The organism is uncultured Cocleimonas sp. (assembly GCF_947495625.1).
Taxonomy (GTDB): Bacteria; Pseudomonadota; Gammaproteobacteria; order Thiotrichales; family Thiotrichaceae; genus Cocleimonas.
Map to the genome: position 1 here is coordinate 1 of NZ_CANLZW010000017.1, position 21384 is coordinate 21384.

The following is a 21384-nucleotide window of genomic DNA, read 5'->3' on the forward strand; positions in this document are numbered from 1 at the left end:
TGACATACTCCTGATATAAAAATCAGGAATATCTCATAAGTTATTTGAAATTAACAATTTTTAATGCGTTTGCCCTGGGGGGTGACCTTAATTATAGAATTAACCGTTCGCTTGCATCTCATCAGGACGGATAATTTCATTACCTGATTGGTACCAGGAAATAATACCACCACGAAGATTCAAAGCTTCGATGCCTGCATTTTCGGCAACATACATACATGCCTGAGCAGATCTTGCGCCACTGCGACAATAAAAAACGATTGTTTTATCTTTTGGTAAGTCGTGCATTTTTACTGGAATTGTATGAAGCGGAGTAAATTCGCCGCCTTTAATGATGCCTTGTGCATATTCAGCTTGTGAACGAATATCATAAAGACAAATGTCTTCACCATTATCCATCATTTCTTTTAGAGCAGTTGCGTCGATTTCTTTTATAGACATCATTATTGAAAATACCAATATAAGTTAATACTAATTTACTTATATTACAATTACCTCGTATATTAGTCAAGATCATTGTCTTTTTGGGGGTGTTTTTTAGAGCTTTTTCAGATATCAAATCGGTAATTAATCAAAATATTTAGTCGGGTTTTTTAATCAAAGCCTTAACGGAACTAACTAACTGCGTTAATATCTTAAGAGTATGAATAAAATAAATGCATTGTTATTTTGCTTGTTGTTAACTGCTCCCGCCTTGATGAGCACATCAGTTAAGGCAGATTTAAACTTAGAGTTACCCGATTTTAATTTGCCTCAGCTTGGAGGGAATACAGGCGGTATCGCCGCGTCCATCAAGGAGCGGGAAACGGGTCTTGATGTTTTACGTAATCTCAGGGCGCGTGGACTATTGATCGAAGATCCTGAAGTAAATTTATGGATTCGTTCCCTAGGAAACCGTTTAACTGCACGCGCACCAACATCGCCCAACCCTTTCTATTTTGTTGCCGCAAGAAATTCTGACATCAATGCATTTGCTACTTTAGGTGGTGTGATCGTTATCAATTCCGGATTAATTTTAAGCACCAGTACGGAAAGTGAATTAGCTGCAGTTTTAGCGCACGAGATTGCACATGTTACGCAGCGACATATTCCTCGAATGATAGCAAAAGCCGAGAGTAATAAATTTGCTACTGGTGCGGCTTTGTTGGCAGGTGTAATAGCGGCCACTAAGGATGCTGAAGCAGGTAGTGCGATTATTAATGCAACCTTGGCGACGACTGCTCATCAGCAATTAGCATTTGGGCGTGAAGCGGAGTCTGAAGCAGATCGTGTAGGGCTTAGAATACTCGCAAGTTCGGGGTTAAACCCTCAAGGAATGCCACGATTTTTACAGAAACTAGAAGAGTATGGTGATAGTAAAACCGCAGAAATCAGAGAGTTTTTGCAAAACCATCCGCTTACCATAAAGCGTGTCAGCGATACCTCTGTCAGGGCCAGTCAACTAGGTGTTTTTAGAGGCAAAGAAAATATCAGTTATCAGTACATGCGAGAAAAAGTAAGAGCGCTTATTAATTCTAATTCGCATGCACCGGTGTCAGTGCCACCACAGATTAAAAACTATTCGAAAATTCTTCAACTCAAAAAGCAAGGCGCTTTCCAGCAGGCTTACAATCTAGCTAGCAGTCAACTATCGAGTAATAAAATATCTGAAGCTATTTTACTGGCAGAATTAGCCATTAAACAAAGACAATTTAATAAAGCGATTTCAGTGCTCACTCCATTATCTAAAATATACCCAGGAAATGAATCAATAGCGATTCCCATGTCACAAGCCTATATATCTTTGGGACAGATTGAGCCTGCCTGGAAAATAATCAACGAAGTACATACCTCTGAACAAACCACTCTAGAGTTCTTTGAAGTACAGCAAGAGTTATCAAGGCTTCGTGGAAATACATCTTATGCCTATCGCGCAGTAGCAGAACGAAATATACGTACTGGTCATTATCAAGCGGCGAGAATTCAACTAGCTAAAGCGATGAAGTTACCTGGTTCAAACGTCAATGAACTGCAGGAAATGCGACAAATGCTTGATCAAATAAAGAATAAAAAAGTTAAGAAAGGTTAGTTTAAAAACGCATAGATCGGCATAAATTCTATTTACGTTTTTAACAAACAAAAAAGATTCAAACAGAGTAAGACAACAATCTGGTTTTTTGAAGTTGATCCAAAGGGAAGGCAAAGCCGCATAAAAGTGACTTAAAGTAGGGGGGTGACTTAAATGAATTGTTGTCTTGTATTTATTGGAAGGGCATTAGAGCTCTCGCTTCAATTTTAAATACTTGCAATTAATTTACCGTACCTTAAGATAAATCCAGATTTTCTTATCTCTTAAACTTGGGGTACTACCATGAATATGGAACAAGCACGTTTCAATATGATCGAGCAACAAATTCGTACGTGGGAGGTTCTGGATGACACTGTCTTAAGAACCATGGGTAGCGTACCTCGTGATATTTTTGTTCCTGAATCATTAAGCACACTTGCTTACGCCGATATCGAAGTACCCTTGGGTCATGATGAAGCGATGATGTTTCCGCGTGTTGAGGGACGTATGCTTCAAGAACTTGAGATAGATATTGATGATAATTGCCTTGAGATAGGTACCGGCAGTGGCTATGTCACAGCGTGTATGGCGAATATGTCTAATCATGTACATAGTATCGATATTTATGATGATTTTCTGGAAGCTGCCCACAAGAATCTGGCTGAAGTGAATGTGCCGAATGTTCAATTAGAAAAGAAAGATGCCTTCTCGAGTTGGGAAGAAAGTAAAAAGTATGATGTGATTGCCATTACCGGTTCTATTCCTGAATATCTACCGATGTTTGAAAACTTGCTAAAGCCAGATGGACGCCTATTTGTCGTCGTGGGGAGCAATCAAGTTGCGCATGCCATGAAGGTAGTCAGGGAGGATGACGAATTTATCCGCTCGAGCTTATTCGAAACGGAGCTCAAGCCTCTAGTAGGTAAAGAGGCTAAACCTACGTTTCATTTCTAATATTTTCCTATTATTTTTAAATAAAAATATTAAATAGGATAAGTATCGTTTTCGTCAGTTTCAGGGACAATTGATAATTTAGGATTATCTGCTGAACGCTGTCGTGATTGACTATGATTCATATGTTGCTTCAGGGTTAGTATTTCCCCTTTCTTATGAATGCTGTAGTTTAATCCCATTTTATAACAAGTCTGCGCGTTTTCATCTTCCTTAAGCTCTTCCAGAAGACCAGCCAGTTCCAGATAAACTGCGGCTGATGGCGAGAAGTTTAAACTCGTATTGTAGAAGGTTTTACTCTTGCCCCAAAGTTGGTATTTTCTATTTAAACGTGCCAAAGCTAATAACAGCATAGGGCTTCTTTCGTTGCTTACTAGCCACTTTTCAGCCTGTTTGATGGCATCACCTATAACAGGGTGTTCAATTAGCCCGTAACGCTCTATCAGCTTTTCATCAAATTCTTTATTCAGATGCGAAATCAATAGTTTGTTGCTGGTATTCTCATCCCCAGCATCTGCAAGTGCTTCGCAATATAAAAGTACTGCTTGCGGGTTTTCTCGCAAATTTCCTGGTAATTTCTTCCATAAAGCGTTGAGACTTGAAATGTCTTTCTTGTGCGAAAGTGTATGAAAAATACCGGATAATGCGGTTGTTTGATATTTTTTCTGATCTTTCTCTTTAATTAATGAGAGTTTCTCAAGATCAGGTAATAACTCGAATAAGTTAGCCCAGTCTTCTTGTTGATAATAAACCTTGGCTAATAATTTAATCGCATACGGATGCTTTGGTGAAACCTCGAGTACATGAATTAAAGTAGCTCTACATTGTTCCAATTGATCACTGGTGAATTGCATTTCAGCTTGCGAAACGGATACCGCAATCTGTGCATCTTCGCCTTGCTCACTAGCCACTTTTAAATAGCGATCTCTTCTGTCATAAGCACCCTGCATATGCGCCGCTCTTGCCGCAGCCAGGTAATTGATTAGTGGTGATTCAGAATGATCAACATTATTCAATAAAGTGTCTTCAGACTCTGCCCAATGCCCCTCGGTAAAAGAGACAAGTCCTTTGGTGAGTTCTTGATTCGCTTTAGCCGCTAGTTTCGCTGCTTTTCTTTGTTTTAAACGCTTGCGTAATCCAAACAGGAATTTAGATACCGAAAATAGAATGTATAAACCAATCAAGCCAACAATACCCGCTATAAGCAGAGTTGTGCTCGTCAAACTTACGCTAATCGGGTTTTTATCCCATTGGTAGTTTATGGTGACATCCGATGAATGTTGAACCGCGAAAATACCTAACCAGAATGCAGCAACAACCATAAAGAAGAACAGTATATATTTCATTATTCAGTGCCTTTTTTAACCGTTTCGGCTGGCTGATTGTTTTTCGTCGAATTTACTTCGACCATCAGCTTTTCGAGTAATTTTAATGACGATGAGATATCCGGGACACTTGGTGCTAAATTCACATCTGCAAGCGCATCCAGTTGTTTGTTGTATTCAAGTGCATCCGATTCAGAATAGTATTTTTCTAATAAGATTTTTATTCTATCAACTTGTTTATGGAAATTTTCATCGTCACCTTGAAGCAACATAATGCGTAATGTTTCAAGGCGTAAAGAAAATAGCTGGAATAAATTTTCTTTGGCTTCTGCGTTCATTTCTTCTTGCAGTGGTTTATCAAATTTCTTGATAATGACTGCATTATTTATGCTGTTTTTAACTCTGGTAACGATTGAAGGTTTTTCTTTTTTCGTGACTGCGTTGGTGCCAGGTTGATCTTTGTCGTTTTCATTATTTGTATCAGTTGGAAGTAACTCAACCTTTTCGCCAGCCTCCACGATCTTATCTTCAACGGGTTTTAACTTTAGCATTAAGTCATCAATTTTTTGAGAGAGTAAACTCACATCAGCAATCTCGAATTGATTCACTGTAGCTATATCGTTACTTATTTGTTTACGCACAGGCAGCAGATCTATCGACCCTCTTTCCAGGAGTAAATTATCTGCAAGTTTGAGTGCAGCAATTGCACCCGACTTATCTTTTTTCAATTCAAAGTTTTGTACAGCGGTTTGCAGAAGAAAGTGGACCTCGCCTAATGACCAGTCATTTATCGTCGGTGTTTGTACTTTTAATGGGGCCTGTTGCTTAGTAAGTTGTTCAACTTGAACATAAACGGTTTCAGCGATGTGTTGTGTACTGTCTTGAATGCTGCGTAGCTCATGTAACGCTTCATCAAGATGCGTTTTATTTTCTTTAATATTCTCGTTAATTTCTTTTTCGAGAAACTGGACCTTGGATTTCTGAGCGAAATCAGGTATTTCACCTCTGATTTCTACGATCTGTTTCAAGCTTAATTTCGCTTTATCGTGAATACGAAGCCAGTTTTTATAACCCGCAGCAATACCTACAGCAGTAAAAAATAGCGCTAGCCATGCTAAAAATTGAGTAAATCGAGTTCGTCGATTGATCTTTTTCAGTAATTTTATTTGTTCTTCGTCGTTCATAGTTAATTATCAATCGTTAACTCTTTTAAGAGTGTGTCGTCATTCGGGTCTTCGGCAAATATTACTTTGCCTTTAAAATTATCGGGTATGTGTTTTTTCAATCTGTCACTACCCAGTAACACAGTGAGTGAATTCATCCAGCTATTTTTGGTAACAGCAGACTCAGAATTTTCATCGGCTAGTGTAAAAAAGTTATCAACACTAAAACCGCTCGTAAGAATGATTATATCAAGCTCTTGGTGTTGTTGGTGAGTTTTCAAAAGATCTAAATTATGTTGCGGGCAAGTTCTGCGATAAACAGCAATACTACTAACCTCACCCCCCCACTTTTGAAGGCTTTTTTCGAGTAGATCTCTGCCACCTTCGCCTTTGATCAGTGCTATTTTTTTACCGGGTATAAATTGTTGGAATTCGTCTAATGCCAACAGTGCTTCACTGTTAAAAAAACGCTCAGGACAAAAATCAATATCAAGTCCAAATTGCTTTAGAGCGAGCCCCGTCTTTTTCCCCACACAAGCTAATTTGATATTTTTAAAAACACTCGGATCTATTTTATTAAATGTTTGCTCTACCGCATTGGTGCTAATAAAAATAGCGAGATCATAATCTGCTAAAGAGGCCAATTGCTGCTCAACTTTCACTAAGTTCTCTGGTGCTTCAATATTCAGTAATGGAAAACGAATAACGTGAGCACCAGCGGCAATCAGCTTTTCATTTAACGGCTGAGCTTGATGCTCAGCTCTGGTATTCACCACCCACTTATTTTGTAACGGCAGAGACTTTTCCATTTGAGGGCTAGGTATCTATTCCAAGCTGTTTCAAAATCTCATCACCACCTTGAGCCAGTAAGTCTTCAGCAACAGCAATTCCAAGGCTTTCAGGATCACTTTGTGGCCCTGTTTTTTCACAGCGATAAATTTTTGATCCATCCGGGAAGCCGATCAAGCCACTTAAGTGGATATTGTCATCTTGTAGGGTTGCAAAGCCCCCAATCGGTGCCTGACAGCCTCCATTTAAACGAGTATTTAGTGCTCTTTCAGCATAGATTCGGGTAGCTGTTTCTTCATCATGGAGTGGTGCGAGCAGCGCATTCACTTCATCATCATCGCTGCGGCACTCAATACCTACAGCGCCTTGTCCAGCGGCGGGTAAACTTTGTTCAACCGAAATTCCATGCTTGATGCGATCTTTAAAACCTAATCTGATCAATCCTGCTGAAGCGAGAATGATTGCATCGTAGTCGCCATTATCCAGCTTAGCCAAACGTGAATTCACATTGCCACGCAAGTTGAGAATTTTGATATCAGGTCTTTTTTCGACGAGTTGCGTTTGACGTCTTAGACTGCAAGTACCCACTTTTGCGTATTGTGGTAACTCATCTAAAGAAGCTACAGTATTGGAGACGAAAGCATCAGTAGGATCTTCACGTTGCATAATGACTGATAAGTGCAATCCATCTGGCAGTTGCATAGGTACATCTTTCATCGAATGCACGGCGATATCTGCGCGACCTTCGAGCATGCCTGTTTCAAGCTCTTTTACGAATAGGCCTTTGCCACCAATTTTGGCTAAAGGTGTGTCTAAGATGATATCTCCCTGAGTAGTCATTGTGACTAATTCAACGTCAAGATCAGCGTGATGGAGTTTTAATTGTCGTGCAACTTCCTCTGCTTGCCATAGGGCGAGTGGGCTTTTTCTGGTTGCTATACGTATTGTTTTCGTCATATATTAATTCTGTAATTAGGCAATAATTTTTACTAGGTCATTGCTAGTTTAAGGCGAGATACGACTCATGTTGCATCTGGCTCAAATTAAATAATGCAACTAAAGTTGCGACATTCTACCCCCGAACTTTACGTCAATTAGACTGTATAGGCAAAACTAGAGAAATAAATCTAGACAAATAAACAGGGGAAAACCGAGGAAAAAACAGTCGATGAAATTCTTTATCTCTTTTTTACTTTTTTTTATATCCGTAAACAGTTTTGCAGAAAATGACAGCGTTGTCATAGAAGAAAACGATTTTCAAAAGCTTGCCCAACAAATGAAGCAAGAAAATCGCGGGTTAGTCTTGATGCTGCATGCGGAACATTGCCCCTATTGTAAGCAAATGGACGAAGAGATTTTGTCGCCGATGGTATTAAGTGGTGAATACGATAAACGTGTTTTTATCAGAAAGTTACAGATTGATGAAGCGAGGGATGTGATCAATTTTTCCGGTAAGGAAGTAGAACCTTCGGATATTTCAGACGAATACAATGCGATGTTGACGCCTACTTTGGTCTTTCTGGATTATAACGGTAAGGAAATGGCAAAGCAGATGGTAGGCATTAATACTATCGAATTATTTGGTGCTTATCTGGATAATGAAATTGATGACATGATGAAGAATTTGCGTGGTGATGATTCTAAACAAGCCAAACAAGAAACGACCCAATAATTTGGGTCGTTAGCGGATAAACAAATTTCGTTTTAACTAACGAAAATCCGTTTAACAGTTTTAACGATTTCGTACAAAGCGACGAATTTCCGCCACGTGACGACGACTTACTTCTAGTTGATCGTCAATCTTTTCGATTTTAACTTGTACTCGACCGATATTATTCTTAGCTAAACCAGTAATACGGCTCTTAGCTACTAATGCATTTCTGTGAATGCGAATAAACTTATCCGCTAAATCCGTTTCCAAAGATTTAAGTGATTCTTCAATGATCACCTCTCCCGACTTGTGTCTAACCGTTACATACTTCTGATCAGCCTGGAAATAGTAAACATCTTCAATCGGAATTAATTCCAGATTGCCGCGCATTCTTGCACAAATATGTTTACGTCCTGCGCCTGTTACTTCGTTATCATCCAGTACTTTCGATCGTTGTGCTCGGTTAAGTGAGCGGGCCGATTGCAGACTTTTTAATAGTTGTTCTTGTCTTATTGGTTTCATGAGGTACCCTGTTGCTTTGGTTGAAAAGGCTTCTAATGCATACTCCCCATATGCAGTAGTAAAAATCACGGCTGGTGGATTTGGCATTCCTGATAGGTGTTTTGCCACTTCTAAGCCATCCATCACAGGCATAGAAATGTCCAGCAAAATTAAATCAGGTTGATGGCGCTCAACCATCATCAGTGCTTCAGCTCCGTTTTCTGCTTCGGCACAAATATTGTATTCAGAATTTTCCTGAAGTAAGCTTTGTATTCTTTGTCGCGCAAGTTCTTCATCGTCAACGACTAGGATGTTCATTGTCATTATTATGTCTCCTTTGGTATAGAAAATGAGACTCGGTATTGGTGTTCGCTTTTTGTTATTTTTAGATTGGCGCGATCACCGTAAGCAAGTCTCAGACGATTCTTTAAATTTTCCTGGGCGATGTGATTGCCCTTTTGGTGTGAATTTGTTCCTACAGGTGGCACAGGATTCGTTACTACCACGTCTAAACGAGGTCCTGCGTCATATAAACTGATTCCTAATGTACCGCCATCTTTACAAGGTTGAATGCCGTGATAGATAGCATTTTCAACTAATGGTTGTAATAACAGTGGTGGTATTTCCATATTGAAAGGAAGTGTTTGACGATCCATATCCCAAACAATGTTTAATCTGCGTTTTCCTAATCGTAAACCTTCCATACGTAAGTAACGCAATGTCACATCAAGCTCTTCGCCTAATGAAATACGGTTACGGGTATCAAGGGTCGATCGGAAAATATCAGCGAGGTCTAACAAAGCATCTTCAGCTTTATTTTGGTCAACTTGAATCAGTTGAGCGATACTGTTTAAGCTATTAAAAAGAAAATGAGGACGCATTCTAGATTGAAGTGCATCGTATTTAGCGCCTGAATCAGCACTTAAAAGCTCAGCTCTTTGGCTATGCACATAAAAATAATGCAAGGTCATAAGAGTGATAACCAGAGCCACAAATACATTTCTAAAGATGAAAGGTGTATCCCAAAAGTACATCACGTTAACTTTCTGGTAACTATCCATCATAATGGCAAGAATAGAAGCACCAATCGTAAATATAACTACGATTCCACTTACCGCTGCTGCAAATTTAATAACAGGTAATTTTTTGATCTTATTAGATAAAAGACAAATACTTAAGGTTGAGCTTAATGCAACCCATTGAACAAATAATGACGTTAAACCGAGACGTAATATTGACGCTTGATAAGTCGCCGAAGAACTCGTTAAAGCTAACACTAATGCCAACACTTCAGCACCAACCATAACGCGAAGCACTGCCTGTGGCGTGCAAAGCTCTGGTAGGAAACCAATAGAGTTTTCAGTAGTGGTTATATTCATTTATTATTATTAACTTATTTATTAGATCTAACGGCTACAGGCTTTGCTATAATGCTGAGCTTGAAATAAACACCTTAAATCTTATTTTTATATTAAGTAGCTATTCAAAACTAAAGACGCTACGACTATCTTATTTTTTATTATTTTCGTCGCTATTTTTGTAGCGTTCGTCATATTGTATGTAAACCTTACTGACTGGAAACTGAACAACCATGCCTGATAGCAAAAATTCTTCAAATGATCCACAAAATGATGGAAACAAAGCCGCAGATAAACTCTGGGGCGGGCGCTTTACCGAATCAACTGATGCGTTTGTAGAAGCATTTACGGCATCTATCAATTTTGATCAACGTTTATACAAGCACGATATCGCAGGATCAAAAGCACATTCTCAAATGCTGAATAAAGTCGGTATCCTGACTGATGAAGAGATGAATGATATCCATCAAGGTCTTGCAGAGATTCAGGCAGATATCGAATCAGGCAATCTAGAATGGTCAATACAGTTAGAAGATATTCACATGAATATCGAAGCACGCCTCACTGATAAAATTGGTATTACGGGTAAAAAATTACATACTGGGCGTTCAAGAAACGATCAAATCGCCACAGATATTCGTCTATGGTTGCGTGAAGAAATTGATGGAATCTCATCTGAATTAAAGCGATTACAAAACGGCTTACTGAAATTAGCAGAACAAGAAGCAGAAACAATCCTTCCAGGATTTACCCATTTACAAGTCGCACAGCCGATTACCTTTGGACATCACATGCTGGCTTGGTACGAGATGCTAGTAAGAGATTACGAGCGTCTACAGGATTGCCGTAAGCGCGTAAATATCATGCCACTAGGTTCAGCAGCATTGGCAGGTACAACGTATCCTATCGACAGAAACTACACAGCTGAACTACTAGGTTTTGATAGACCGTGCAACAACTCACTAGATGGCGTGAGTGATCGTGACTTCGCGATAGAGTTTCTATCAGCGTCGTCATTAATCATGATGCACCTGTCACGATTTTCAGAAGAATTAGTACTGTGGACATCGGCGCAGTTTAACTTTATCAATCTACCAGATCGTTTTTGTACCGGCTCATCCATCATGCCGCAAAAGAAAAATCCAGACGTACCAGAGCTGGTACGTGGCAAAAGTGGAAGAGTGTTCGGCAGCTTATTCTCACTACTCACATTAATGAAAAGCCAGCCATTGGCTTATAACAAAGACAACCAAGAAGATAAAGAGCCACTGTTCGATACAGTAGATACCTTATTAGGCAGCTTGCGAGCATTTGCCGACATGATGCCAAACATCACCACCAACAAAGACGCAATGCGAGCAGCAGCGATGCAAGGCTTCTCAACAGCGACTGACCTGGCAGATTACCTCGTAGGCAAAGACATGCCATTCCGCGACGCACACGAAGTCGTAGGTAGTGCAGTAGCTTTTGGCGTAGAGCAAGGTAGAGACCTTAGCGAAATGAGTCTCGAAGAATTACAAAAATTCTCAACAGTCATCAATCAAGACGTATTTGAAGTATTAACGCTAGAAGGTTCAGTCGCAGCGCGTAATCACTTAGGTGGGACTGCACCAGAGCAAGTTAAAGCGAGAGTGGCTGAAGCGAAAAAGAATGGATAACCTGAGCTATATCGTTGCAGCGATTATGTTAATTGCTACGTTTGCGATTAGTTATCTTTGGCTGTTTGATTAGATCATTAGGCACTTTTAAAAAAAGTGCCTAAAAGTAGGGGGGTGACTTTTAGTTATTTAATTAACACTTAATCTATTTTGACTATTGTACATCGATGGTTACTTATGCAATCTACGATGGTCTTTTCTGGCTCTTGGTGAGCTTAGAAAAGTCACCCCCCTACTTATAGAAGGTTTTTTGCCTAAATCTGTTTAAACATTTATAACAAACTCACCTAAATGTATTTAACAGGATAGTCCTTTGGAAGAGCCAACTAATTTTCTCATCGCTGGTGCTACAGGCGGAATCGGTAAAGCATTGTGTGAAGCAATCGCGATTCGTTATCCAGATGCGACCTTGATTAGAATGGCGCGTGACCCAGAAAAATTAATGGGGTTGAATTGTAAAACAATCGATTTTTCGTTTGATCTCGCTGATGCACATTCTTTACAGCAAGCAATGGAAAAAGTACCCACGGATATCAATATAGACTGGGCGTTTATCGCTACAGGTTGGTTGCACGATGAAACCACACAGCCAGAGAAAACCTATAAAAGCCTGTCGGCTGAGCAACTTGCTCAGTCATTTAACTTAAATACCATCGGCCCGTCACTACTCGTTAAACATTTATTAGAAAGAAACGATAGGAAACACCCGCTCAAAATAGGCGTGTTATCCGCACGAGTAGGCAGTATCAGTGATAATCGTCTGGGTGGTTGGCATTCGTATCGCGCCAGTAAAGCGGCTTTGAATATGCTGATAAAAAATTACGCGATAGAACTTACTCGGATGAAAAGGCCAGTAGTGATTGTTGGCTTGCAACCCGGAACCACCGATACCTCGTTATCCGCGCCTTTCCAACAAGGTGTTCCAGAAGGGCATTTACAGACACCTGAATATACTGCCAATAAACTTGTCGATGTTCTTGGCGATTTACAGTTAGATGATAGCGGTTATCTTTTTGATTTTCTGGGTGAGAAATTCGAGCCTTGAAGTTAGTGCACTCTTTTTATATATGTAAGTAGCGTAAATATAACTTTCAAAATTAGTTAGGTCACCCCCCTACTTTAAGGCAGTTTTTTAAACATCTGGGTTAATGCAAAAAGTACCTAGCTCTGCATAAATTCTATTTAGGCTTTTACAAAACAAAAACACAATATCATTCAAAAGTATGGGGTGTGTGAATTCATTTAATAAGCAAAGATATCGACATCCTTACCTTCTTCCCTAATTTTCTCCGCTCGGGCTGATATATATCGCTGAAAATTTTCTTCCGTTTTAAAAGCTCCAGAAATTACGTAATCAAAAACGGATTGAATATGAAAAGTTCGAAGTTGAGCATCAACCCGCATAACTTCTTGGCCTTTGTTATCAAAGAACAGAATAGATGGAAGATATGATATTCCTAACTGGTCTGCCCAGTCCTTCGATGAGAGTTTTACGTTTGAAGGCGTTGTTATTTTATCTTCAGAAAATCTATCTAATTGAATTGATGTGAATTTTTTAGCTAATTCTCGGGTTGCTTGATCTTTGAGTGTTTTGTTATGTAATAGATCGCAGTTGGGACAATTCGCTTTTTCAAAATATACCGCTAGATAGCTACCTTCCTTTGAAGTTTTCTGGCTTAAATCCATGCCTGTTTTATCAAAGAAGTCTTCTGCAATAAGTCCCCTGGAATGACCACTGTTTTCTGATTCTTCTTTATCTGCATTCGCTGAAACATATTCACCAAATGTTTGTGAGGTTTCTTTTTTATCAGCCACGTAGCTCATGCTTTGCTGGAATTCTTTTGCAGGAATATAGCCATTAAGTCGATGCACGAGTTTCTTGTTTTCATTAAAAAACAAGAGTGTTGGGGTATATTTAATTTTTAATGCAGAAGCAAATGACTTCTCGGTGTAATCCTTTCCAGCGACACTAATAACTTCTCTGTCTCCCCACATATTCATCGCAACAATGTCGAAGTTATCTCTAAATTCTTTAACAATTTCCTGTTTAGAAAAATTTTCTTCCCAAAGTTGATTACAATAGGGGCATCCAGGTTGCCAAAAATATAGCACAAGGCGCTTATTGTTCTCTGTTGCGTCGTTTATATCTTCTTCAAAATCAAGAAAACTTTCTTTAAACCATTCAGGGTGGGTTGCTGTTTTAGCGCCAAAATATTCACCTAGCTTCTTTTCTTCTGCGTGTATTGAAAACATAAGGAAAGTGCCACATAGCAGCAAATAACAGGTAATTTTACTCATTTTCATCATAGTATTTTCCAACAAATAATTGTTCTTATTTGAAAAAGCACCAATTGCGTTCATCACTAAAATAGGTACACTGTATCGTTAAAGGAATTTATGAACAATCTAGTAGATTTTAACAAGGTTATTCGAAACTTTCTGAAATGGGCCACTAATCTAATAAAAACTATATTCAATGATTGAATTTAACGCGGTAAGTAAACAATACCCTACTGGGCAGTTGGCGCTTTATAACGTCAATTTGAAGCTGAATCAGGGAGAAATGGCATTTCTAACTGGGCATTCAGGTGCGGGAAAAAGTACCTTGTTAAAGCTAATTGCTTTGTTAGATGAGCCTTCGTCTGGTGAAGTTATTGTAGCAGGCCAGAATACTAAAACCATAAAGCATAGAAAGACGCCTGCCTTCAGACGTAATATTGGTATGATCTTTCAGGATCATCACTTGCTGCTCGATCGAAGTGTTTTCGACAATATTGCGCTTCCTCTAAAAATTGAAGGCATGCGCCATCAGGATATTAAGCGAAGAGTTAGAGCGGCTCTGGATAAAGTAAATCTATTATCCAAAGAAGATCAATTTCCAATGATGCTGTCTGCCGGTGAAAAACAACGTGTCGGTATTGCGCGTGCGGTGGTAAATAAGCCAGCAATTATTCTGGCCGATGAACCAACGGGTAATTTAGACCCTGATTTGGCGAGTGATATCATGCACACGTTCAAGCAGTTTAATGAATATGGCTCTACGGTGTTAATAGCCAGCCATGATCATGCACTTATCAAAGAAATGAAAAAGCGAATCATTGTTTTACGTAAAGTGAAGACAACGAATACAACAGCTGGATTAAAAAATGGGCGCTAAATACCACCATTCAGGCTCATTCTTAGGAAGCTTGATGGGTCATCATAAAGAGGCAATTGTATATAGCCTTGCGAAACTCTGGCAATCTAACTTATCTACCTGGATAACCTTGGCAGCGATTGCGATTGCTCTATGTTTGCCAGCGAGTCTGCATCTGTTACTACAAAATCTAAAATCATTGACTGACGATAAACGTGAAGTACCGACGATTTCGTTGTTTATCAAACAGGATATCTCAGAGCAGCGTGCGCGTGATCGTGGTGAACTTTTAGAAGAATTATCGCAAATTGATAAAGTCGTATTAGTACCGCGTGATGAAGCGCTAAAAGATTTTCGCAAGATAACAGGCTTCGCTGAAACCTTAGAGACGCTCGACGAAAACCCTTTACCGCATGTGTTAGTAGTAACTCCTCATATTAATCTTATCGGCAATCCTGAAGAGGATATGGAAAAGCTCGCCGCTAAGCTCAACACCTATCCTGAAATCGATTTAGTCCAGATGGATATAGAATGGGTAAGACGTTTGCGAAGTATTTTGCGCATTGCAGAAAGGGCTATATTTGTAATTTCGGCATTACTGGCATTAACCGTTCTGTTAGTTATTGGAAATACCATAAGACTGAATATTGAAAACCGAAAAGAAGAAATTAAGGTCTCTAAATTAATCGGTGCAACAGCAGCTTATATTCGACGGCCATTTTTGTATACGGGTGTTTGGTACGGCTTGTTTGGCGGAGTCATGAGTTTGGTTCTGGTTCATCTCGCACTTTTATGGTTTGTTGGGCCCGTGAATGAATTGGCTCGGTTATACGGAAGTACCTTTGTTATTAGTGGCTTAAGTGTCGCTACAACGTTCTTTATTTTATTCGCCAGTAGTTTACTCGGACTTGTTGGTGCCTGGATTGCTGTAGGTAGTCATCTTAGAAGTACTAAACTAGAAGAGTAAAGCAGTTTTTCTGATGATATTTTCTGATCCTGTAAGCTTTATTATTTTAGCTGTCGTAGGTGCCGTGGCTGGTTTTTTAAATGTACTGGCTGGTGGTGGTTCTGCGCTAACGATTCCTTTAATGATCTTTTTAGGATACGACGCAACCGTTGCGAATGGTTCTAATAGAATCGCGATTCAGGTAGAAGCTTTAACGGCAGTGGCTGCCTATAAAAAGAATAAGCATTCCGATTTCCCCCTAAGTTTAAAACTATCGTTGATGACACTTCCCGGTGGCATTCTGGGTGCATTTTATGCGGTAAAAATTGATGATGCACTATTCACTAAAGTGCTCGGTGTAGTGATGGTGCTAATCATTTTCACCTTAATGTTTCCCAAATCAGAAGTCATAGCACACGCTAAAAATCATAAGTGGAAAAAATGGCTCGCATGGCCAGTGATGTTCGCCGTAGGCTTTTATGGAGGATTTATTCAGGCTGGCGTGGGCTTCATCATTATGTCGGCTTTATTGCACTTGTATGGCATGGACCTAATAAAGGTCAATATGCACAAAGTATTTATCGTGATGGTTTTTACTGTGCCAGCAGTCATTGTTTTTATTGTAACGGGTAATGTTGATTGGTTTGCTGCGGTGGCGCTATCTGTGGGAATGGTTCTGGGTACTTTTATTGCGGTGAAAGTTTCTTTGAAAAAAGGCGAGAAATTTGTTCGTCTTATTTTGGGTATTTCACTATTGATTATCGCGACAAAACTATTTTTGATTTAGTGCAAAATGGCTTTATAGATAAAAGCTTCATGCAAAAAATCAAATAAAAACCCAAGCATTCGAATCAATCAAATGCTTGGGTATATGACGACCTGCAGACATCTAATTATCAACTACGTGAGGTTAAAATAAACGGATGCTATTTATCTGCTTTTTCTGATTATTTCCTCAAATTATTTCTTCAAAGCCAATCAGGCTTTACACCCCCCTACTTTAAGTGACTTTTTATTTTGTTGTTTATAATGAGCCAAGTCTTTTTTTAAGAGTTATATCCTGACTTGATATATGTCACTAACTAGTATAAGAATCTTGAATATAACTAATGTAGTCCACATGATGTTTGCATCAAGTGAGTAATTTAAAGAAATTAATGCCCACATAAATTTAAAAGTAGGTACGACTATGAGAACAGATAAATTAACCAGTAAATTTCAACTGGCACTACAAGATGCTCAGTCTCTAGCATTAGGGCGTGATCATCAGTTTATAGAACCCAATCATTTAATGCTGGCATTGCTCGACCAGGAAGGCGGCAGTGCACGCGGATTATTAATGCAAGCAGGAGTGAATGTAAATTTACTTCGATCACAATTAGGCGAAGCGATTGATCGCATGCCGAGTGTGTCTGGCGGTGACGCTGGAGATGTGCATATATCAAATGATCTTTCGCGCGTATTAAATGTGACGGACAAGCTGGCGCAGAAGAGAAATGATCAATACATTTCGTCTGAGCTTTTTATTCTAGCGGCGTTAGAAGATAAGGGTGAGCTTGGCACAATATTAAAGAACAATGGCGCAACCAAAGCCGCCATAGAGCAAGCCATTGATGCAATGCGTGGTGGTCAATCTGTGGACGATCCAAATGCAGAAGATCAGCGTGAAGCTTTGAAAAAATACACAATCGATCTAACCGAACGTGCGGAACAAGGCAAGATAGATCCAATTATTGGTCGCGATGAAGAAATTCGCCGCATGGTGCAAATATTACAGCGCCGAACTAAAAACAACCCCGTAATAATCGGTGAGCCAGGTGTAGGTAAAACTGCATTGGTAGAGGGTTTAGCTCAGCGTATCGTAAATGGTGAAGTGCCTGATAGCGTTAAGAATAAGCGCCTATTATCTTTGGATTTGGCTGCGTTATTAGCGGGTGCAAAATTCCGAGGTGATTTCGAAGAGCGTTTGAAAGCCGTGCTTAGCGATATCGCAAAATCAGAAGGCAATGTCATTCTGTTTATCGATGAGCTTCATACTATGGTTGGCGCAGGTGCGTCGGAAGGCTCTATGGATGCCGGTAATATGTTGAAGCCTGCTCTAGCACGTGGGGAACTTCACTGTGTGGGTGCTACAACGCTGGATGAGTACCGTAAATACATTGAAAAAGATGCGGCCCTCGAGCGTCGTTTCCAGAAAATTATTGTTGATGAACCAACCGTTGAAGACACGATTGCAATTCTTCGTGGTTTGAAAGAAAAGTACGAAGCGCATCATGGTGTAGAAATTACCGACCCTGCGATTGTGAGTGCTGCGGTACTGTCACATCGTTATATTGCGGATCGTCAACTACCGGATAAGGCAATCGACTTGATTGATGAAGCTGCATCACGTATTCGTCTTGAAATTGACTCTAAACCAGAGGCAATGGATAAGCTTGAACGTAAGCTGATTCAATACAAAATCGAAAGAGAAGCGTTGAAGAAAGAATCTGACGATGCATCGAAAAAACGCCTCGATGAGTTACAAGAAAAAATCGATGATCAGGAAAAAGAATTTTCTGATCTGGAAGAAATCTGGAAGTCTGAAAAGGCAGCCGTTCAGGGAACCGCGCACATCAAAGAAGCACTCGATCAAGCGCGTATTGAGCTTGAAACAGCACATCGTGCGGGTGATCTACAGCGTATGTCTGAGTTGCAATATGGACGTATTCCTGAGTTAGAAAAGCAGATTCAAGAAGCCGGCGATGCGGATGTCACAAAAGAATTCCAGTTACTTCGAAATAAAGTAACGGAAGAAGAAATTGCTGAAATCGTGGCACATTGGACAGGAATTCCTGTGTCTAAAATGCTCGAAGGTGAACGCGATAAATTGCTCCGTATGGAAGATGAGTTGCGCAAACAGGTTATCGGGCAGGAAGAAGCAGTGATTGCGGTATCGAATGCAATAAGACGTTCACGTGCCGGACTTTCAGATCCTAATCGTCCGAATGGTTCTTTCTTATTCCTCGGCCCAACAGGTGTCGGTAAGACAGAGTTAACCAAGGCATTGGCAACATTCTTGTTTGATACGCCAGATGCGATGGTTCGTATTGATATGTCTGAGTTCATGGAGAAGCATTCTGTGGCTCGTTTGATCGGTGCGCCTCCAGGTTACGTTGGCTATGAAGAAGGTGGTTACTTAACGGAGCTCGTTCGTCGCAAGCCATACTCAGTTGTATTGCTGGATGAGGTTGAGAAGGCGCATCCTGATGTGTTCAATATCCTGCTTCAAGTGTTGGATGATGGTCGATTGACGGATGGTCAAGGTCGTACTGTAGACTTTAAAAATACTGTTATTGTCATGACTTCAAACATGGGTTCTGATGTAATCCAGAGAATGGCGGGTGAAGAAGGTTACGCTGAAAATTACGACGAGATGAAAAATGCCGTAATGGAAGTCGTTGGAACACACTTCCGTCCTGAGTTCATCAACCGTATCGATGATAGCGTAGTATTCAGACCATTAGGCAAAGCTGAGATTCGTCAAATAGCAACGCTACAACTTGGTATTTTGAACAAGCGTTTGGAAGAGAACGAATTGCATATTGAGTTTACTGATAGCGCGCTTGATTTACTCGGCGAAGAAGGATTTGATCCAGTTTATGGTGCTCGTCCTCTTAAACGTGCGATTCAAAGTGAACTTGAAAATCCATTGGCGCAAAAATTATTGGCAGGCGAGTTTGTTGCTGGAGATACAATTTATGTAGATACCAAGGATGGCAAGCTAGTGTTTGGAAATCAAACGCTGCACTAAGTTTGATTGATAAGCAATTTAGTCACTTTGTAAAAAAAAGCCCTATAAGTAGGGGGGTGACTTTAATAAAAAAAAGGCCGGTTTAGTTTTCTAAATCGGCCTTTTTTTATCTTTAATGTAAGCAATAAGAGATCTATAAAGTCTTTAGAAGCTATATAGCTTTAATTTGAAGTTCACATCTTCAATGATTTGTTTGCCTTTTTCTTCAAGGGTACTGGCATCAACAAATCGAACGGAAAAACGTTGTTTGCCTGCACTGATTTCTGGATAAATTTCGGCACTTTCATCTAGTTCGATGCTGAGTATTTGATAGTCAGTGTTTGGGCTTAGCGTTGCCTGAAAGAAGCCACCTTTTGCAACAGCTTCGCTTTCTTCTTTGCCTTGATAGATTAAGTCCATCAATAGTTCGATTGCTTCAAATGCAATCTCATAGGGTCTGCCCCAACCTTTTAAATCTCTAACTCTTTCTTCTTCGCCTTTGTTAAGCCAGTAATTAAACAGCGGAACGTCAATATCATTGATGCCGCCGGCGATAGAGGCGCGCTGTTTTAAAATATTGAGAAAGTTGTGTGATTTAAGTTGCTGACCGAGTTGTCCACGAAAGCTATATAGGCGTTTGCTTTTTTCATCGAGTTTCTCGAGTATTCTTTGTGCGCGGGAACTATCCACGCCTTGCATGCCTTCAACCTGTCTGACAGCCTGTGTTTGAATATCTAATACATGAAGCGCCGCATTTTTTACATCTAAGCGAGATGACAAGTTATAGAGTTCTAGCAGCACCATGATGGCTGCCTGACAATTTGCAGGTGTTGGGTCTTCTAAATGTGTATTAAACCGCTCGATAAGATAACTTAACCTCATAAACAGGCGAATTTTTTCATTTAAAGGTTGTTGATAAACGGCCATAGTTGTTAGTAATTAAAACCCACTCGATTTAATTTTAGAATTGTTGCAATAGGACATCTCTGTTTTGATTTAGTTGTTTAAAGTTTCCTAAATCAAGTAACTTTTTTAGTATATCAGAGCTGAGGTTTGGATAAACCGAGAAAATTTTTATGCAGTGATTTTATTTGTTCTTGTAAAAAGTCGGGTGATTCAGAATTATCCAGTATATGCGTTGCATGTTTGATGCGTTCTTCTCGACTGGCTTGTGCTTTTATGATGTTTTTTATCTGTTCATTGCTGAGATTGTCGCGTTTACTCACTCTTTTTATTTGTTGCTCTGGCAAAATATCTACAACAATGACTTTATCGAACATTTCCTGATAGTTTTTTTCAACGAGTAATGGAATGTCTACGATTACATAAGCAGCTTCAGAGGTTTCTGTCGCTTCGACAATTTGTTTCTGGATTTCTTGTTTAATGCGTGGGTGAAGAATATCTTCTACTTTTTGCAACGCAGTTTCATCTTCAAAGATTATATTTTTTAGTTGTTGCCGATCTAGTGCACCCAGATCAGTCAGTACTTTGTCGCCAAAATGTTCTGCCAACTCGTCAAGAGCTTTACTGCCAACTTCTACCATGTCTTTAGCGATTTTATCGGCATCGATAATGGGAATGCCCAAAACGCAAAAGGCATCGACAGCTGTACTTTTGCCACTGCCGATGCCTCCTGTAAGACCTACTATTAGCATTTTAAAAACTAAGCGTTAACAACGTTAGGTTTATGCATATACAGATTCTTTTTTAAACTTTTTACAAAGAAGGTAATAGAAAGTTACACGCGACTTGATGCGGTCCTCTTTCATCGTCTCACAGACTTCTTTGATTGCTGCATCTAGCTCTGGTCCGTCTTTAAGACCTAGCTTTTTCATTAAGTAATTCTTTTTAACTGTTGCTAATTCTTTAGGGTCCGAACAAGCTACTGAGCTTGAGTCTCTATTGTGAACAGATGGGCCTAAGCCCTTAAATACTGCAGTTATTAATTTATCATCAGCACCTTTGTCGAATTTTTTTACGTTTTCGATAGCGCTTTCTACATCTGCCATTTTGTATCTCCTTAGATATACCCGGAAAATCCGAGCGAATAAAATCCAAACAACACCTTGATTTTAAATGGGTGATAA

20 protein-coding genes are annotated in these 21384 nt (G+C 39.7%); 9 read left to right on the forward strand and 11 right to left on the reverse strand.

Annotated elements, in window-relative coordinates; genetic code table 11:
• Window positions 1-99: 99 nt before the first annotated feature.
• Complete coding sequence (locus Q1A31_RS10795; RefSeq protein ID WP_299876214.1) at window positions 100-444, reverse strand: rhodanese-like domain-containing protein; 345 nt, start codon at window positions 442-444, stop codon at window positions 100-102.
• Between the two features lie 199 nt (window positions 445-643).
• Between Q1A31_RS10795 and Q1A31_RS10800 the strand changes: the two genes are divergently transcribed.
• A complete protein-coding gene (locus Q1A31_RS10800) occupies window positions 644-2068 on the forward strand; it encodes a M48 family metalloprotease (RefSeq protein ID WP_299876215.1) in 1425 nt (474 codons plus the stop codon).
• Window positions 2069-2350: 282 nt separating this feature from the next.
• Window positions 2351-3001, forward strand: a complete 651-nt coding sequence (locus tag Q1A31_RS10805; protein ID WP_299876216.1) for a protein-L-isoaspartate O-methyltransferase — start codon at window positions 2351-2353, stop codon at window positions 2999-3001.
• 29 nt (window positions 3002-3030) lie between these two features.
• On the opposite strand, the gene Q1A31_RS10810 is transcribed toward Q1A31_RS10805, so the two are convergent.
• From Q1A31_RS10810 to hemC, 4 genes are read right to left on the reverse strand one after another with little or no spacing between them, the layout of a single operon-like run.
• The gene (locus Q1A31_RS10810) at window positions 3031-4344 is read right to left on the reverse strand and encodes a heme biosynthesis HemY N-terminal domain-containing protein (protein WP_299876217.1); all 1314 of its coding nucleotides are present in this window, start codon (window positions 4342-4344) and stop codon (window positions 3031-3033) included.
• Window positions 4344-5507, reverse strand: coding sequence for a uroporphyrinogen-III C-methyltransferase (locus tag Q1A31_RS10815; RefSeq protein ID WP_299876218.1), 1164 nt, complete (start codon window positions 5505-5507; stop codon window positions 4344-4346). Before Q1A31_RS10815 ends, Q1A31_RS10810 begins: the two co-directional genes overlap by 1 nt.
• 2 nt (window positions 5508-5509) lie before the next feature.
• Entirely contained in the window at window positions 5510-6295 is a 786-nt protein-coding gene (locus Q1A31_RS10820; protein WP_299876219.1) for a uroporphyrinogen-III synthase, read from the reverse strand.
• Window positions 6296-6302: 7 nt separating this feature from the next.
• Window positions 6303-7232, reverse strand: a complete 930-nt coding sequence (gene hemC, locus Q1A31_RS10825) for a hydroxymethylbilane synthase (protein ID WP_299876220.1) — start codon at window positions 7230-7232, stop codon at window positions 6303-6305.
• 211 nt (window positions 7233-7443) lie between these two features.
• Here hemC and Q1A31_RS10830 point away from each other — a divergent pair, with 211 nt between their 5' ends.
• On the forward strand, window positions 7444-7947 hold the full coding sequence (locus Q1A31_RS10830) for a thioredoxin fold domain-containing protein (RefSeq protein ID WP_299876221.1): 504 nt from the start codon (window positions 7444-7446) through the stop codon (window positions 7945-7947).
• A 60-nt stretch (window positions 7948-8007) separates the two neighbouring features.
• Here the strand turns inward: Q1A31_RS10830 and Q1A31_RS10835 are convergent, their stop codons facing one another.
• Entirely contained in the window at window positions 8008-8751 is a 744-nt protein-coding gene (locus Q1A31_RS10835; RefSeq protein WP_299876222.1) for a LytTR family DNA-binding domain-containing protein, read from the reverse strand.
• 2 nt (window positions 8752-8753) lie between these two features.
• Window positions 8754-9806 carry a sensor histidine kinase gene (locus Q1A31_RS10840; protein WP_299876223.1) on the reverse strand — a complete coding sequence of 351 codons (1053 nt, stop codon included), beginning with the start codon at window positions 9804-9806 and terminating at the stop codon, window positions 8754-8756.
• A gap of 212 nt (window positions 9807-10018) precedes the next feature.
• Here Q1A31_RS10840 and argH point away from each other — a divergent pair, with 212 nt between their 5' ends.
• Both argH and Q1A31_RS10850 read left to right on the forward strand, forming a co-directional pair.
• The gene (gene argH / locus Q1A31_RS10845; protein ID WP_299876224.1) at window positions 10019-11443 is read left to right on the forward strand and encodes an argininosuccinate lyase; all 1425 of its coding nucleotides are present in this window, start codon (window positions 10019-10021) and stop codon (window positions 11441-11443) included.
• Window positions 11444-11756: 313 nt separating this feature from the next.
• Complete coding sequence (locus Q1A31_RS10850; RefSeq protein WP_299876225.1) at window positions 11757-12488, forward strand: SDR family NAD(P)-dependent oxidoreductase; 732 nt, start codon at window positions 11757-11759, stop codon at window positions 12486-12488.
• A 197-nt stretch (window positions 12489-12685) separates the two neighbouring features.
• Here the strand turns inward: Q1A31_RS10850 and Q1A31_RS10855 are convergent, their stop codons facing one another.
• Complete coding sequence (locus Q1A31_RS10855) at window positions 12686-13696, reverse strand: thioredoxin fold domain-containing protein (RefSeq protein WP_299876226.1); 1011 nt, start codon at window positions 13694-13696, stop codon at window positions 12686-12688.
• Window positions 13697-13919: 223 nt separating this feature from the next.
• Here Q1A31_RS10855 and ftsE point away from each other — a divergent pair, with 223 nt between their 5' ends.
• From ftsE to clpB, 4 genes are all read left to right on the forward strand, one after another.
• Window positions 13920-14600, forward strand: coding sequence for a cell division ATP-binding protein FtsE (ftsE, locus tag Q1A31_RS10860; RefSeq protein ID WP_299876228.1), 681 nt, complete (start codon window positions 13920-13922; stop codon window positions 14598-14600).
• Window positions 14590-15546 carry a permease-like cell division protein FtsX gene (ftsX, locus tag Q1A31_RS10865; protein ID WP_299876230.1) on the forward strand — a complete coding sequence of 319 codons (957 nt, stop codon included), beginning with the start codon at window positions 14590-14592 and terminating at the stop codon, window positions 15544-15546. The genes ftsE and ftsX overlap by 11 nt, the downstream gene beginning before the upstream one ends.
• A 13-nt stretch (window positions 15547-15559) precedes the next feature.
• Window positions 15560-16312 (forward strand): sulfite exporter TauE/SafE family protein, encoded by a 753-nt coding sequence (locus Q1A31_RS10870; RefSeq protein WP_299876233.1) that lies wholly within the window; start codon window positions 15560-15562, stop codon window positions 16310-16312.
• A 402-nt stretch (window positions 16313-16714) separates the two neighbouring features.
• A complete protein-coding gene (clpB, locus tag Q1A31_RS10875) occupies window positions 16715-19318 on the forward strand; it encodes an ATP-dependent chaperone ClpB (RefSeq protein WP_299876235.1) in 2604 nt (867 codons plus the stop codon).
• Between the two features lie 144 nt (window positions 19319-19462).
• Here the strand turns inward: clpB and Q1A31_RS10880 are convergent, their stop codons facing one another.
• The 3 genes from Q1A31_RS10880 to Q1A31_RS10890 all read right to left on the reverse strand — a co-directional run bounded on the left by Q1A31_RS10880 (window position 19463) and on the right by Q1A31_RS10890 (window position 21306).
• Complete coding sequence (locus Q1A31_RS10880; RefSeq protein ID WP_299876237.1) at window positions 19463-20224, reverse strand: cell division protein ZapD; 762 nt, start codon at window positions 20222-20224, stop codon at window positions 19463-19465.
• 113 nt (window positions 20225-20337) lie between these two features.
• The gene (coaE, locus tag Q1A31_RS10885) at window positions 20338-20952 is read right to left on the reverse strand and encodes a dephospho-CoA kinase (RefSeq protein WP_299876239.1); all 615 of its coding nucleotides are present in this window, start codon (window positions 20950-20952) and stop codon (window positions 20338-20340) included.
• A 30-nt stretch (window positions 20953-20982) separates the two neighbouring features.
• Entirely contained in the window at window positions 20983-21306 is a 324-nt protein-coding gene (locus Q1A31_RS10890; protein WP_299876241.1) for a DUF2853 family protein, read from the reverse strand.
• Window positions 21307-21384: the final 78 nt, after the last annotated feature.

Bases quoted from the DNA above. Each gene is read 5' to 3' on its own strand.
- coaE (WP_299876239.1), bottom strand. From the start codon at position 20,952: ATGCTAATAGTAGGTCTTACAGGAGGCATCGGCAGTGGCAAAAGTACA.
- Q1A31_RS10835 (WP_299876222.1), bottom strand. From the start codon at position 8,751: ATGACAATGAACATCCTAGTCGTTGACGATGAAGAACTTGCGCGACAA.
- ftsE (WP_299876228.1), top strand. From the start codon at position 13,920: ATGATTGAATTTAACGCGGTAAGTAAACAATACCCTACTGGGCAGTTG.
- Q1A31_RS10855 (WP_299876226.1), bottom strand. From the start codon at position 13,696: ATGTTTTCAATACACGCAGAAGAAAAGAAGCTAGGTGAATATTTTGGC.
- argH (WP_299876224.1), top strand. From the start codon at position 10,019: ATGCCTGATAGCAAAAATTCTTCAAATGATCCACAAAATGATGGAAAC.
- Q1A31_RS10840 (WP_299876223.1), bottom strand. From the start codon at position 9,806: ATGAATATAACCACTACTGAAAACTCTATTGGTTTCCTACCAGAGCTT.
- Q1A31_RS10800 (WP_299876215.1), top strand. From the start codon at position 644: ATGAATAAAATAAATGCATTGTTATTTTGCTTGTTGTTAACTGCTCCC.
- Q1A31_RS10815 (WP_299876218.1), bottom strand. From the start codon at position 5,507: ATGAACGACGAAGAACAAATAAAATTACTGAAAAAGATCAATCGACGA.
- Q1A31_RS10810 (WP_299876217.1), bottom strand. From the start codon at position 4,344: ATGAAATATATACTGTTCTTCTTTATGGTTGTTGCTGCATTCTGGTTA.
- Q1A31_RS10890 (WP_299876241.1), bottom strand. From the start codon at position 21,306: ATGGCAGATGTAGAAAGCGCTATCGAAAACGTAAAAAAATTCGACAAA.
- Q1A31_RS10795 (WP_299876214.1), bottom strand. From the start codon at position 444: ATGATGTCTATAAAAGAAATCGACGCAACTGCTCTAAAAGAAATGATG.
- Q1A31_RS10870 (WP_299876233.1), top strand. From the start codon at position 15,560: ATGATATTTTCTGATCCTGTAAGCTTTATTATTTTAGCTGTCGTAGGT.
- clpB (WP_299876235.1), top strand. From the start codon at position 16,715: ATGAGAACAGATAAATTAACCAGTAAATTTCAACTGGCACTACAAGAT.
- hemC (WP_299876220.1), bottom strand. From the start codon at position 7,232: ATGACGAAAACAATACGTATAGCAACCAGAAAAAGCCCACTCGCCCTA.
- Q1A31_RS10820 (WP_299876219.1), bottom strand. From the start codon at position 6,295: ATGGAAAAGTCTCTGCCGTTACAAAATAAGTGGGTGGTGAATACCAGA.
- Q1A31_RS10880 (WP_299876237.1), bottom strand. From the start codon at position 20,224: ATGGCCGTTTATCAACAACCTTTAAATGAAAAAATTCGCCTGTTTATG.
- Q1A31_RS10830 (WP_299876221.1), top strand. From the start codon at position 7,444: ATGAAATTCTTTATCTCTTTTTTACTTTTTTTTATATCCGTAAACAGT.
- Q1A31_RS10805 (WP_299876216.1), top strand. From the start codon at position 2,351: ATGAATATGGAACAAGCACGTTTCAATATGATCGAGCAACAAATTCGT.
- ftsX (WP_299876230.1), top strand. From the start codon at position 14,590: ATGGGCGCTAAATACCACCATTCAGGCTCATTCTTAGGAAGCTTGATG.